The organism is Halorubrum sp. ARQ200 (genome assembly GCF_005435115.1).
GTDB classification, from domain to species: Archaea; Halobacteriota; Halobacteria; order Halobacteriales; family Haloferacaceae; genus Halorubrum; species Halorubrum tropicale.
Genome location: NZ_SGTZ01000015.1, coordinates 80,928 through 94,208, shown reverse-complemented (window position 1 = coordinate 94,208; position 13,281 = coordinate 80,928). Strand labels below are relative to the sequence as shown.

The window sequence follows — 13,281 nt, the reverse complement described above, 5'->3', positions numbered from 1 at the left end:
GTGGCGGGGCGGAAGGCAGCGCCCGGGCCGGCGGGAGCGTCCCGAATTCGTTCGGGCCGGGAACGCCGCGCTCGACGCTCCATCCGCCCGAAAGCGACCCGTTAAGTGGCCGGCGCCCCAACCGATATCCATGCCAGAGGCAACGGATCTGGAGGAGCTGAAGCGGGGGACCAAGCTGGTCAAGCGCGGCTTCGCGCAGATGCAGAAGGGCGGCGTGATCATGGACGTCGTCAACCGCGAGCAGGCCCGCATCGCGGAGGACGCCGGCGCGGTCGCCGTGATGGTCCTCGAACACGTCCCGGCGGACATCCGCAAGCGCGGCGGCGTCGCGCGGATGCCCGACCCCGAGCGCGTCCCGGAGATCATCGACGAGGTGTCGATCCCGGTGATGGGCAAGTCCCGGATCGGCCACCGAAAGGAGGCGGAGATCCTGGAGTCCCTCGGCGTCGACATGATCGACGAGTCGGAGGTGCTGACGCCCGCCGACGACGAGTACCACACCGACAAGCGCGACTTCACGTCGCCGTTCGTCTGCGGGGCCCGGAACCTTCCGGAGGCGCTCCGCCGCATCCGCGAGGGCGCGGCGATGATCCGGACGAAGGGCGAGGCCGGCACCGGCGACGTGAACCAGGCCGTCAAACACCAGCGCACCATCAAGAACCAGATCCGCACACTCACCGGCCTCAACTACGAGGAGCGCGAGAAGTGGGCCCGCGAACACGGCGCCCCGCGCGACCTGGTCCACGAGACCGCCGAGGCCGAGCGGCTCCCGGTCGTCAACTTCGCGGCCGGCGGTATCGCGACGCCCGCCGACGCCGCGCTGATGATGTACCACGGCTGCGACGGCATCTTCGTCGGCTCCGGCATCTTCGGCGCGGAGGACCCCGAGGCGATGGGTACCGCCGTCGTCGAGGCCGTCAACAACTGGGACGACCCCGACGAGCTCGCCCGGATCGCGAGCGGCACTGGGAAGGGGATGAAGGGTCAGTCCAATGAGGACATGAAAGAAGAGGAGAAGCTCCAGAGCCGCGGCGTTTAAATAGCCGATTCCGATTGGGGTGGCGGCTTTCATATACCAACTGCTGTGGCGCGTGCCGGTGAGCGGCCGCCATCGGCGGCCGTGAACCGCACGCGCGAGGGACGCCGCGAGCGACCGGAGGGAGCGAGCGGCAGCGAGGCGCGACGCGTCTCTGGCAGCCGGCGGCGCAGCCGCCGGCGACGAGGCTGGGGAGGCGTGAGGCTGCGGCGCGGAGCGGTGCGGGGCGGGACTCAAAGGGGCAGTCGCGAGGGCGGCGGAGGCGACGCAAGGACCGCAAGGAACGAGCGGAGCGAGTGACTGAGGACCGCAGCGAGCGTGCGCCGCCCTCGCGGCTGGGGCTTTGGAGGTGTTCGATACCGATCCGCAATCAACGAACTATAAGCGACCGACCGAGTTTATTTGGACCCGCTCGTTCGCGTCGACAGCAGACTAACGATCACTCCGACCGCGTACCCGACGAGGCCGACGACGACCGCGAACTGTAGCCCGAGTCTGACACCGATTTCGATCCCGCCGAGCAGTTCCGCACGCGCGGATTGGTACCCGTATCCCACCATTCGCGGGTACGAGTACCGGCCCGCGCCCGTCCAGTTACCCGTGAGATAGCCGACGAGCGGGGGGAAGGCGAACCACCAGAACCCGACGAGCCACAGCGATCCGACGGTCGGAACGAGGCCCGCACCCGCGATCCCCGCCGCGACGGCGATCCCGAGCGCAAGCGCGATCCACCAGAGGGAGATCCCGGTGTTCAGTCCGACGGCGAACCCGACGGAGGCGAGCAGGAGGAGCCCGACCACCGCCAGCGGGAGCGCCGTCCTCGCCGGAGAACCGCCGATGAGATGCGGAGACAAGCGGACGTCTCGGAGGGCCATAATCGCTGATTGTCCCGCCGCGCGCAAAAGCCGTTTGGGCCGGAAGTCGGTCGGACCACGGGGAGGGCGGTCGACGAAGTCGCCGGGGACGCCGCTCACCGCACGTCGTCGTCGTATACCCACGCTCCCACGACCTCTTCGTCGCCGTCGCGACGCCAGCGGACCGTCACGAGGTCCGGGAACCGGATCCGTATCCGCAGCGTCTCCCCGTTGATCGCGTCGTCGGGTCCGAGGTCGTCGTCCAGTTCGGCCCACGCGACGGTGTCGTTCTCGCCCGCCTCGTAGTCCACGCTGACGTTCGTGACGAACACGTCCCCGGCGCGGAGCCGTTCGGTCCCGCCGGTGTGTTCGATCACCAGTCTGCTCGCCACGTCGTCTGCCCTCTGATGCTCGAACGCGAAACAGGCGAGCTCCTCGCAGTCCGTCAGTTCGCGATACCCGATGGCACCGAATCCGACCGCGCCCGCGCCGAGGAGGAGGACCGCTCGTCGCTTGGGGGACATGGCTCGGGCCGGGACGCGGCGATACATGGGCGTTTTGCCTGAGTCATCGACTCTTATAAATAGCTGATAGTGAATCGACGGGGAACACCGCCAAAGCCCCAGCCGCTCGGCTATACGTGATCGCTCACTCTGCGGTGAACTCCTCCAAAGCCCCAGCCGCTCGGCTATACGTGATCGCTCACTCTGCGGTGAACTCCTCCAAAGCCCCAGCCTCGGCGGACGGCCCGGCGCGGCTCTGCCCGCGCCGGGCCGCCGCCTCCCTCGCGGGCGGCTCGCGCCCTCCGGGCGCTCGCCGGCGCGCCGTTCGGAGTTTAAATGGTCGAGACGATTCGGATTATCGGGCACCCCACAGAATCAGTTCCGCAGCGCCTCGACCGGGCGCTGGTTGGCCGCCTTCCACGCGGGGTACGCGCCGCTGACGAGCCCGACGCCGACGCCGAACACGAGCGCGAGGAGGAGGTAGTACCCGTTCGTCGGGTCGATCACGAGCGCGGCGTCGACGGCGGGCGTCGCGAGGACGAGCCCGGCGACGAGCAGGACGGTGAGCAGCGTGCCGGCCGCGGCGCCGGCCGCGCCGATCAGGCCGGCCTCCGCGAGCAGGACGCGGAGCACGTCGCGGCGGGCGACGCCGACCGCGCGCATCACCCCGATCTCCTGTCTCCGCTCGACGGTGCTCATCAACATCACGTTGAGGATTGAGACGCCGGCGACCACGAGGGAGATGGCGCCGAGCCCGAGCAGGAACGTCGAGAGCAGGTCGAAGAACTCGTTGATCTCGTCGACGAGGGCGGCCAGCTCGAACAGGTCGACGCGCTCCTCGCGGGCGTTCACCTCCTCGCGGATGGCGTTTGCGGCCGCGCGCGCCTCGGCGCCGGTGTCGGAGATGACGAGCGCCTGCGCGTAGCCGTCCGCCGAGAAGGCCGACTCGGGCAGGAAGACGGCGTCGTCGGGCGCCACCGGGCTGAACGTCTGACTCTCGACTAACACCGCGATCACCCGGACCTGCGAGCCCGCGATCTCGACGGTGTCGCCCGCGCCGGCGTCGAGGTCCGCGGCGATGCCCGCGCCGAGAATCGCCCCCTGCCGGTGTCGCTCCGGGAGCCGGCCCTCGGCGGCCTCGTACGCCAGCGCCGGCTCCTCGATCCCGTACACGGTCGCGAACGTCTGGTCGCCCTGCCGCGCGACCGTGGCGCTGTCCGAGTACAGCGGAACGACTGCGGGCTCGCCCACCGCGCGCCGGATCGAGGCCACGTCCGCGTCCGACAGCGACTCCACGCCGGCGTCGGCGTTCGGCGAGACGACGACCTGCGTGCCGATGTCGCCGATGGCGTCGTCGGCGCCGAGCGCCAGCACGTTCCCGAAGATGCCGAGCGCGGCGACCGCGAGCACGCCGATACAGACGCCGAGCACCGCCAGCACCGTCCGCACGCGGTTCCGCCGCAGGTTCCGCGACGCCATCGACACCGCGGGCCGCCAGCCGCGGAGCCAGCCGGCGGATCCGGCGCCCGTCCGGTCGCCGTCGCTCATCGGTCGTCCCCCGCGTCCGGCAGCCCGCCGGTCAGCACGCCGTCGGTGAGGTCGACGACGCGGTCGGCGTACTCTTCGACGAGCGGGTCGTGCGTGACCGCGACGACGGCGACCCCCTCGGCCTTGACGCGCTCGAACTCGCCGAGGATCGACTCCCCCGTCTCGGTGTCGAGGTTCCCCGTCGGCTCGTCCGCGAGCAGCACGGCGGGCTCGTTGATCAGCGCGCGGGCGATGGCGACGCGCTGCTTCTGCCCGCCGGAGAGCTCGCTCGGGTCGTGGTCGAGGCGGTCGCCGAGCCCGAACCGCGCGAGCAGGTCGGCCGCCCGGCCGCTCGCGTCGCCGGGGTCGAACGCGGTCGGCATCGCGACGTTCTCGACGGCCGTCAGCGTCGGCAGCAGGTGAAAGTCCTGGAAGACGAACCCGATCGACTCTTTCCGCGCCCGGGTCCGCTCGGCGACGGAGAGGTTCGTCACGTCGGTCCCGTTCAGCAGGCGCCGGCCCGCGGTGGGGTCGTCGAGCAGCCCGAGCACGTTCAGCAGCGTCGACTTCCCGGAACCGCTGGGGCCGACGACCGCGACGAACTCGCCGGGCCGAACCGCGAAGTCGACGTGATCGAGCGCGACGACCGGATCGCCGCCGCCGCTCGGGTAGCGCTTCACCACGTCCCGCAGCGCGACGCCGAACTCGGCGTCGCCTGCGGAGTCCGTCGTTCGGTCGACCGCACCCTCGGCGGTCACGGCGTCGTCCCTCGCGTCGACTCCGGAGTCGTCGTTCACCGCGTCGACCTCGGAGTCGCCGTTCACCGCGTCGCCCGTCGCGTCGGCCGCGGCGTCCCCGCTCACGGCGCCGACCCGCCGCGTCGCCGCCCCGTCGACCCGCCGATCCGTCCGGTCCTGACCGCGAGGCCGACCGCGCCGGCCAGGCCGACGAGCGCGAGGCCGCTCGCGACCGCGCCAGCGGCGCCCACGCCGCCGACGCCGATCCGACCGAGCGTGCCGCCGCTCCCCCCGTCGTCGTCGGCCTCGGGCGCCGCCACCGTCAGCGTCTCCGTGTACCGGACGCCCCGCTCGGTGTAGGTGACGCGGATCGGTATCTCGTCGGCGACGGAGGCGTTCACCGCGGTCGTCAGGTCGAACCCGACGAAGTCGCTCGCGCCGAGGGTGCCGACGAAGTACTCGCCGCCCGCGGCGGTCGGCTCGACGCCCGGCGCGTCGCCGACAGAGACGACCGCGCCGGTCATCTCGCCGCCGCCGGCGTTGCCGAGGTTCGCGTCGACGACGACGCCGGCGGCGGTCTCGCGCACGGTCGCGTCGGTGACGGTCGGGGCCGCCTCGCGGACCGGGTACGTCACCGTCGACTGCGCGCTGCGGTCCGCGCCCCGGTCGTCGAACCGGTCCGTGTCGGCGCGGAAGGCGGCGGTGACCGTCACCTCCGACCGTCGGTCGAGCGGGCCGAGGTCGACGATCACCCGCCGCTCCTCGCCGGGCGCGACGTCCTCGACGACGAACGGGCCGACCGAGACGGTCCGCTCGTCGCCGTCGACCGCGGTCCCGACCGCGCGGAGGCTCACCCGGTCGGCGGTCGTCGTGCCGGTGTTGACCACCGTCACCTCGACGGGCGAGTCGGCGACCGGGGGCGCGTCGCCCTGGCCGTCCGCGTCGCCGGTGTCGAGGCCGCCGCCACCGCCGAAGATGCCCTGGATGCCGCCGACGCCGAGGTCGCCGGCCGAACTCTCACTTCCCTCGTCGCTCTGGAGGTCCTCTGGGTCGAGCGCGCGGGTCCGCAGGTCGAGCGCGACCTGGGTCGGCCGGACCTCGATCACGGTGTCCCGGCTGACGGTCACGAACTCGCCGGTCGTCGACTGGTTCGCGACCGCCTCGACGGTGAGCCGCTTCGCGCCCGGCTCGTCGAACGACGTCCACAGCGTCGCGTCGAGCGAGTCGCCCGCCGAGAGCGCGCCGACGCCCGTGACGCTGTCGAGCACGTCGCCGTCGGCGTTCCGGACGCGAACCGTCGTGACGTTCGCCGCCGCGTCGCTGCCGCCGGAGTTCGAGACGGTGACGTTCAGCGCCGTCCGCTCCCCGACGGTCGGGTCGCTCGGGGAGGCCCCCACCTCGCCGACGGTGATCCGCGCGTCCGGGACCGCCGCCGCGCCGCCCGCCGCGAAGGCCCCGCCGATCGTCGCGAGAATGGTCACGGCGGCCAGTAGCGCGGCCGCGGATGGTGTACGAGTCAAGGTCATACGATTTACGCGATACCCGTGGATATATCCGTCGGCGACGGAAGCGACGCGCGCGCCGCCTCGCAGCGACGGGCGCGACGGAAACTCCATCGGCGGTCGTTCGGGGGCAGGGGGCCGCCGGGCTCGGGGTTTCGGCGGTCTCCGAGACGTACCGGTTACGGATGCTTTTTCAACGGGCCGACGTAAGTAGCGATAATGAGCGAACGCGACACCGCGCGAGCGGGTGATGGACGATGATGGGGAACAACGACCAGCAGGCGTACGACCGCGGCACGTCGCTGTTCTCGCCGGACGGGCGCATCTACCAGGTCGAGTACGCCCGCGAGGCGGTCTCGCGCGGCGCGCCGAGCGTCGGCGTCCGGACGACCGACGGCGTCGTGTTCGTCGCGATGTCCCGCCCCTCCTCGTCGCTGATGGAGGCCGAGAGCATCGAGAAGCTCCACAAGCTCGACGACCACGTCGGCACCGCGAGCGCCGGCCACGTCGCCGACGCCCGCCAGCTGATCGACCTCGCGCGCCGCCAGTCGCAGGGGAACCGCCTGCGCTACGGCGAGCCCGTCGGCGTCGAGACGCTGACGAAGTTCGTCACCGACCACATCCAGGAGAACACCCAGCGCGGCGGCACGCGCCCCTACGGCGCCGCCCTCCTCATCGGCGGCATCGACGACGGCGAGCCGCGCCTGTTCGCGGCCGACCCCTCGGGCACCCCCAACGAGTGGAAGGCGACGGTCATCGGCGGCGGCCGCCAGGAGATCCAGGGCCACCTCGAGTCGGAGTGGCGCGACGACCTCTCGCTCGCGGCGGGCATCGAACTCGCGGTCGCGGCGCTGGCCGCTCACGACGACGAGTTCGAGCCCGCCGACCTCGCGGTCGCGACCGTGACCGAGGCCGACGGCTTCCGGACGGTGCCGGCCGAGGAGGTCGAGACCGCGTTCGAGGCGGCCGGCCTCGACACCGACGACGAGACGGACGCTGACGGCGAGGCGGGCGGCGACGCCTCCGGAAGCGACGAGTAGCGACCACGCCGATCGGCTCACGTTCGGCGCTCGGCGACGGAGTGCGTGGAATTGTACATCCCACACACAACACTTTTAGCGGCGGAGCGCCTCATGTACGACATAAAATGCCCGATTCGATGTCAGAACAGCTCCAGCGAGACATGGAGTGCGAGGGGTTACTCGAGTGTTTCCACGGCCTGAAGCAGTTGGACAAGGACTGTTACCAGGCGCTCGTCTCGGCGGACGAGGCACTCACGATCGACGAGGTGGCCGAACGCGTCGACCGGGAGCGCTCCACCGCCTACCGCGCGGTTCAGCGGCTCCTCAAGGCCGGCTTCATCCAGAAGGAGCAGATCAACTACGACCACGGCGGCTACTACCACGTGTACAGCCCGACGGACCCGTCTCAGATCGCCGACGACATGCAGCGGATGCTCAACGACTGGTACGCGAAGATGGGCCAGCTCATCGGCGAGTTCGAGGAGAAGTACGACGAGCCAGAGCGCGCCGTCGTCGAGGGCTGAGCCGAGCGTCGCTCGACAGAGGCCGCTCGCGAGACGGTCTCGACGCGGGGGGAGTCGGCGCCGCGGAGTTTCGCGGGAGGCCTCGGGTCGCTACACTGCGTAGACGAGGGCCCGTCGGCACTCGGGACGCACGCACGGGACCGGCGTGATGATCTCGCCGGCGCAGAGGCCGCCGAGGAGCCCGTCGTTCGGTCCGTCGGAGACGATCGAGAGCGTCCCGAGCGCGTCAGTCCCCTGTAGCTCCACCGCCTCTAGCGGCTCTCCGCAGTCCGGACGGCCTCTTCGTCGGGACAGGTGTGCGTTTCGAGCACTTCGTAAGGTGGTTGTGATCCGTACGTCTCCGATTAAAGCTAAGCCCGGTCGTACACCGATTCGGACGCACCGGTGATGAAGAGCAGTCTCGAACGGCAGGGGAAGGGGTTCGAGGATCGAGGGCGTTTCGGACGGCGATGCGTCTACGGGGCGCACGCGCACGAAGGGGAGGTGGAATGGAGCGGACCGACGCGACGCCGGCGTTCAGAACGTGAACACGTGGTCGGCCTCCTCAGCGGCCTCGAGGAAGGTGACCGCACCGGCGAACTGCGTCGTCAAGTCGTCGTCGATGGCGTCCTGCTCCCACTGGAGCATGTCCAGCGTGGTCGTACACGCGACCGAGGTGACCGCCTCTCCGCCGTCGGCGATCAGCTGGTCGAGCATGTCGTAGGGGTTCGGCATCCCTTCGTCGAGCAGCGGCTGGACCGACGAGAGGTCTTTCTCGCCCTCCAACAGGTGCGTCAGTCCGTCGAAGGTGAAGTAGAGGAACACGTCCGTGTCCATCGTCAGCGCGACGTGCCCGAGGTTGGTCGCCATCGCGAGGTTCTTCGGGTCGTCGCTGGAGACGATGATGCCGATCTCGTCCATACTCATGCCTCCTTGCGGACGTAGTGGGTGTACACGTCGTCGCCCTCCTCCTGCTCGAGGAGCGTGACGCCGTCGGTGCCCGTCGCCCACCCGTCGATGTCGCTTACACTCCCGGGATCGGTCGCGACGACCTCCAGCACCTCACCGGGGGCGAGGTCGTCGATCGCGCCCTTCGTCTTCACGATGGGCATCGGGCAGCTCAGTCCTTTCACGTCCAGCGTCTCCGCGATATCGATTTCGGTGCTCATGGTCGATTGTTTGTACGCACTAGACAATACTGCGCGCGTCGGTTTTAATCTTGTGTGTTTAGTCCAATACGGATGCGGGAGGCGCGGCGGTCTGTCCCCGGACCACTCGGCGCAAGAGCCGATAGCGGCACTTACCACGGTCGAGACCGAACGGGAAGCCATGCCGACGACAGTTCGCGTCCGCTGTACCGACTGTGCGTACGACGAGACGTTCGACTCGCTCCGGCGGGCGCGGACCGCGCTCGACGACCACGAGCGCGCGACGAGCCACGCCGTCGACTGGGAGATCGGTGGGCTCTCGCCCGGCGTTGAGCGGGCGGGCGACGACGCCGGCGTCTGCGGTCGAGATGGGTGCGCGAACGCGAGCTCGCCGCTCCTCGATCACGGACCGGCCTCCGCGCCCGACCGGGACGTCTGAGGCGAGTCGCCCCGACGGCGACTTCCCGCCGGGGGTGCGCCGACGCCGGTCGGTCGCCGTGTCGTCTCTCCGAATACCCTATATTGTACAACAAAAGCAATATTACTCGGGGGCACGAACGGTCACGTATGAGGATCGTATTCGCGACGGACCTCTCGGACGCGAACGAAGCGGCGATCGAGTCGCGGACCTGTCTGGAGTGTCTCGACAACATCGGCGTCAGGGAGGTTCACCTGTTGACGGTCGTCCCGGACAACGTGTCCAGCGGGCTGCCGGGGATGGACGCCGCCAGCGACGCCAGGGAGGCGCTCGCCCCGCAGCGGAACGTGTTCGAGCGCGCTGGATTCGAGGTGGAGACGCACGTCGCCCGCGGGACACCGCACCGACGGATAAACGGATTGGCCGAGCGGCTCGACGCGGACATGATCGTCGTCGGGTCGCGCGGACAGTCTCCGCTCCGGAATCGGCTCATCGGCGGCACCGTTCGCAACGTCGCGCGGACGGCGGTCAGGCCGTTGCTCGTCGAGCGGATCGAGGAGACGGCGAGCGGGCACGCGGTCAGGAAGGAACACCTGTTCCAGGACGTGCTGTACGCGACCGACTTCTCGGAGAACGCGGCGCGCGCCTACGACTACTTCCCGTCGCTGACGGGCGCGACAGAGCGGGCGTACCTGCTCCACGTGGGCGATGGGGACGCGGAGTCGACGGCGACCGCCGAGGAGCGACTGGACGAACTGGCGACGGATCTCCGTGACCGGACCGGGTTCGATGTCGAGACCAACGTCAGGTCCGGGAACCCCGTCGACGAGATCACGGCCGAAGAGGAGCGCGTGGGCGCGACGACGACGCTCATCGGCGCGCGCGGGACGAGCCGACTCCGGCGGCTCCTCCTCGGGAGCACCGCGGAGTCGATCGTCGCGCGCGGGACAAACAACGTCTTGCTCGTCCCCCCCGAGGCGGCCGCGCCGCGCTGACGCGGCCGGAGTTTTTAGTCCCGGAGCGCCCAGGAGAGCCTGATGGCGCGAGAGACGGTCACACACCGCGACGGCCACGTGTACGAGTTCGGTCCGGAGATGGACCCGGTGTACGAGGCCGCGGACGGCGAGTCGCTGACGATCGAGACGGTCGACAGCCTGAACGGCGCGATCCAGGAAGCTGACGACCTGCTCGGCGCGATCCCGGAGGAGGTCAACGCCGCGACGGGACCGATCGCGGTCGCCGGCGCGAGCCCCGGCGACGTGCTCGCGGTCGAGATCGAGGCCGTGCGCGTCGCGGAGGACCGCGGCCGCGTGCTCACCGCCCCCGGGTTCGGACTCCTCCGGGACGACCCCGATATCGACCACCCGGCGACGCGGATCACCGAGGTCGACGCCGACGCGGAGGCGGTCGACTTCGAGGGGATCGACGTGCCGATCGAGCCCGTGATCGGGACGATCGGCGTCGCCACGGACGGCGAGACGGTCTCGACGCTCACGCCCGACGACCACGGCGGGAACCTCGACACGACCGACGTGACCGGCGGGACGACCGTCTACTTCCCCGTCTTTCAGGAGGGGGCGATGCTGGCGCTGGGCGACGCGAAGGCCGCGATGGCGGACGGCGAGATGTGCGGGACGGGCGCCGAGATAGCGGTCGAGGTCGACGCGACGCTGTCGGTGATCGAGGACCCCGCGGTCTCGCCCGCCCGCCCCCTCCTCGACACCGGCGACGCCGTGAAGACGGTCGCGAGCGCCGAGACGATGGAGGCGGCCGTCGAGCTGGCGAACGCCGACATGCTGGACCTGCTTTCGCACCACCACGGGTTCTCGCGCACCGAGGCGTACCTCTTCTCCAGCCTCGTCGGCGGCCTGGAGGTCAGTCAGGTGGTCGACCCGCAGGTGACGGCGCGGAACGCGGTGCCGAGCGAGTACCTCTCGCTGCCGCTCTGAGCCCCTACACCGCGGCCTCCTGAGTCGTGCCCGTCGCGTCGACCGGCCGGCCTCAGCGCTCGGACCGCTCGGCGAACCGCCGCGCGGCGTCGCTCAGGCCCCCGTCGGTCGGCGGCTCGGCCCGCTCCGACTCGGCGACCTCGCCGGCCTCGGCCGCCGCCTCTGCGTCGGCGTCCGTCGCGTCGGCTTCGGTGACGACCCCCTCGGTCTCCTCTGGTGCCGCGTCGGCGCCGTCTCGGGCGGCCGCACCGTCGTCGGGGACGGCGGCCGCCCCCTCCCCGACCTCGGCCGGGTCGGCGTCCGGCGGATAGCTCAGTTCGGCGGGGGGGACGAAGGCGGTCTCGACCGCGCGGACGATCTCGCGGACCTGCGCCTCGTCGAGGCGGTCCGCGTACGCCTCGCGGACGAGGTCCGGGACCGCGTACGCGTAGTGGCCGCGACCGGCGTGGCGGATGAGCCCCGCGCGCCGGATCGGCCGGTGGCGGCTGTAGGCGTGCCCGGAGTCGCCGTCGCCGCCGGCGTCGATGTGGGCCGCGACGGGGTCGCTGGCGCCCTCGCGGCGGTAGTGGCGGAGCATGCCGCGCGAGAGCTCCGGGAGCGCCTCGATCCGCGAGCGCAGCTCCTCGATCACCGCCTCCCGGGTGCCGAGCTCGATCGCGTCGTCGAACCGGAGCGCGCTCTCGGCCACGTCGTCGCGGGTGACCGGGTCGACGTCGTCCGGCGGGGCAGGGTCGGACTCGGCCGCGGGTTCGGCGTCCGCGGGTTCAGCGTCGGCGGGTTCGGCGTCCGGGTCCGACGAAGCGCCGTCGGCGGACGCGGCCGGCTCCGCGTCCCCCTCGGTGCCGCCGTCGGCGGAGGGCGCCGCCTCGCTCGCGGGGTCGTCGTCGCCCCTCGTGGCGGCGACCGCCTCGTCGTACGACTTGAGCACGGACTGCCCGTCGGCGCCGTCGGCGACGGCGTCGCCGTCGGGGGGGCTGGCGCCGACCCGGGCCCGGCCGCCGCCGCTCCGGTACGGCGCCTCGGCCTTGCCGAGGAGCGCCTGCGCGAACTGGTCGGCCATGTCGCTCAGGTCGCGGGCCTCCTCCAGTTCGCGTTCGAGGTCGGCTATCCGGCGGTCCTTCTTCTCTAGCTCCTGTTTGAGGTCGGCTATCTCGGAGTCGCGGCGCTCCTTCTCGTCGGAGATCGACTGGAGCTCGCCGACGAGGTCGCTGGAGACGGACTTCAGCTCGGGGCGCTCGAAGTCGTCGAGCCCGGGGGTCGCGCCCGCGTCGAACGTCTCCTTACGATGGAACTGGATCCGGCGGATCGACTCGTCCCAGTCGGTCATCAGGAAGGCCTCGCCGTCGCCTAAGTCCTCCACCGCGCTCGCGTACTTCGACCCGAGGATGCGCCCGACGACCTTCGTGTCGTTGTCCCACGTGAGCCGGTGCCAGCAGAGCCAGTCGCACTGGGTGATGAAGTCCTTTTTCACGTCCGCGGGGCGCTGGCTGATCCCGACGATGCCGAGGCCGTGTTTCCGGCCGCGCTTGCCCACCTTGATCAGCATCTTCCCCGTCTCGTCCATCCCGCCGCCCTCGGGGATGTACTCGTGGCACTCCTCGACGACGAGCAGGAAGGGCTTCTTCAAGCGCTTCTCCTTCGCGAACAGCTGCTTGACGACCTCCAAGAGCAGCTCGTTGGCGGTGTCCTCTTCGAGGTAACCGGAGACGTCTAAGATGATCGGGACGTTCTGCTCTAAGGCGAGGTTCGCGAGCTTCTCGGCGTGTTCCGGGGAGACGACGATGTCGCACTCCTCGTCGGCGCCGGCGTGGAGGATCTCGTATTCCTCCTTAAGTCCGTAATATTCACCGTCTGTATCCACGATGAGAACCGGGAAGCCGCTGTCGAGCAGGTTCTCGATGACGACGCTCGCGGTGTTGCTCTTCCCGGAGCCGGATTTGCCCGTGATGAAGGACCGGCCGGTGAGCACGTCGACGACCGGGAGCTCCACCGGGGAGCCGGGGTCCGCCGTCGCGTCGCCGCCGATCCCCTCGCTGACGTCCGCGACGTGGATCGTCTCCTCCTCGCTCATACCCGTGAGAG

General features: G+C 70.6%; 15 protein-coding genes. 6 read left to right on the top strand and 9 right to left on the bottom strand.

Annotated features, from left to right (window positions below; genetic code table 11):
- Positions 1–130: 130 nt before the first annotated feature.
- Positions 131–1,039, top strand: a complete 909-nt coding sequence (pdxS, locus tag EXE50_RS15130; RefSeq protein WP_137705459.1) for a pyridoxal 5'-phosphate synthase lyase subunit PdxS — start codon at positions 131–133, stop codon at positions 1,037–1,039.
- 395 nt (positions 1,040–1,434) lie between these two features.
- On the opposite strand, the gene EXE50_RS15125 is transcribed toward pdxS, so the two are convergent.
- From EXE50_RS15125 to EXE50_RS15105, 5 genes are all read right to left on the bottom strand, one after another.
- On the bottom strand, positions 1,435–1,911 hold the full coding sequence (locus tag EXE50_RS15125; protein WP_137705458.1) for a hypothetical protein: 477 nt from the start codon (positions 1,909–1,911) through the stop codon (positions 1,435–1,437).
- Between the two features lie 95 nt (positions 1,912–2,006).
- Entirely contained in the window at positions 2,007–2,414 is a 408-nt protein-coding gene (locus EXE50_RS15120) for a hypothetical protein (protein WP_137705457.1), read from the bottom strand.
- Between the two features lie 354 nt (positions 2,415–2,768).
- Entirely contained in the window at positions 2,769–3,941 is a 1,173-nt protein-coding gene (locus tag EXE50_RS15115) for an ABC transporter permease (RefSeq protein ID WP_053770785.1), read from the bottom strand.
- Positions 3,938–4,678, bottom strand: a complete 741-nt coding sequence (locus EXE50_RS15110) for an ABC transporter ATP-binding protein (protein WP_053770993.1) — start codon at positions 4,676–4,678, stop codon at positions 3,938–3,940. The genes EXE50_RS15115 and EXE50_RS15110 overlap by 4 nt, the downstream gene beginning before the upstream one ends.
- 101 nt (positions 4,679–4,779) lie before the next feature.
- On the bottom strand, positions 4,780–6,183 hold the full coding sequence (locus tag EXE50_RS15105) for a hypothetical protein (protein WP_199241441.1): 1,404 nt from the start codon (positions 6,181–6,183) through the stop codon (positions 4,780–4,782).
- Positions 6,184–6,416: 233 nt separating this feature from the next.
- On the opposite strand from EXE50_RS15105, the gene psmA reads away from it, so the two are divergent.
- The gene (gene psmA, locus EXE50_RS15100) at positions 6,417–7,199 is read left to right on the top strand and encodes an archaeal proteasome endopeptidase complex subunit alpha (protein ID WP_199236409.1); all 783 of its coding nucleotides are present in this window, start codon (positions 6,417–6,419) and stop codon (positions 7,197–7,199) included.
- 107 nt (positions 7,200–7,306) lie between these two features.
- Positions 7,307–7,705, top strand: a complete 399-nt coding sequence (locus EXE50_RS15095; RefSeq protein ID WP_053770783.1) for a helix-turn-helix domain-containing protein — start codon at positions 7,307–7,309, stop codon at positions 7,703–7,705.
- A 90-nt stretch (positions 7,706–7,795) separates the two neighbouring features.
- Here the strand turns inward: EXE50_RS15095 and EXE50_RS15090 are convergent, their stop codons facing one another.
- The 3 genes from EXE50_RS15090 to EXE50_RS15080 all read right to left on the bottom strand — a co-directional run bounded on the left by EXE50_RS15090 (position 7,796) and on the right by EXE50_RS15080 (position 8,853).
- Complete coding sequence (locus EXE50_RS15090) at positions 7,796–7,951, bottom strand: hypothetical protein (RefSeq protein ID WP_241982687.1); 156 nt, start codon at positions 7,949–7,951, stop codon at positions 7,796–7,798.
- Between the two features lie 270 nt (positions 7,952–8,221).
- Positions 8,222–8,605, bottom strand: a complete 384-nt coding sequence (locus tag EXE50_RS15085; protein WP_053770781.1) for a DsrE family protein — start codon at positions 8,603–8,605, stop codon at positions 8,222–8,224.
- Positions 8,606–8,607: 2 nt separating this feature from the next.
- Positions 8,608–8,853, bottom strand: coding sequence for a sulfurtransferase TusA family protein (locus tag EXE50_RS15080; RefSeq protein ID WP_137705456.1), 246 nt, complete (start codon positions 8,851–8,853; stop codon positions 8,608–8,610).
- A 160-nt stretch (positions 8,854–9,013) separates the two neighbouring features.
- Between EXE50_RS15080 and EXE50_RS15075 the strand changes: the two genes are divergently transcribed.
- From EXE50_RS15075 to EXE50_RS15065, 3 genes are all read left to right on the top strand, one after another.
- Complete coding sequence (locus EXE50_RS15075) at positions 9,014–9,271, top strand: hypothetical protein (protein ID WP_199241369.1); 258 nt, start codon at positions 9,014–9,016, stop codon at positions 9,269–9,271.
- A 128-nt stretch (positions 9,272–9,399) separates the two neighbouring features.
- Complete coding sequence (locus tag EXE50_RS15070) at positions 9,400–10,245, top strand: universal stress protein (protein ID WP_121600205.1); 846 nt, start codon at positions 9,400–9,402, stop codon at positions 10,243–10,245.
- A gap of 42 nt (positions 10,246–10,287) precedes the next feature.
- Positions 10,288–11,199, top strand: a complete 912-nt coding sequence (locus tag EXE50_RS15065) for an acetamidase/formamidase family protein (RefSeq protein ID WP_137705455.1) — start codon at positions 10,288–10,290, stop codon at positions 11,197–11,199.
- Positions 11,200–11,251: 52 nt separating this feature from the next.
- On the opposite strand, the gene EXE50_RS15060 is transcribed toward EXE50_RS15065, so the two are convergent.
- Positions 11,252–13,270 (bottom strand): ATP-binding protein, encoded by a 2,019-nt coding sequence (locus EXE50_RS15060; RefSeq protein ID WP_053770777.1) that lies wholly within the window; start codon positions 13,268–13,270, stop codon positions 11,252–11,254.
- Positions 13,271–13,281 lie beyond the last annotated feature (11 nt).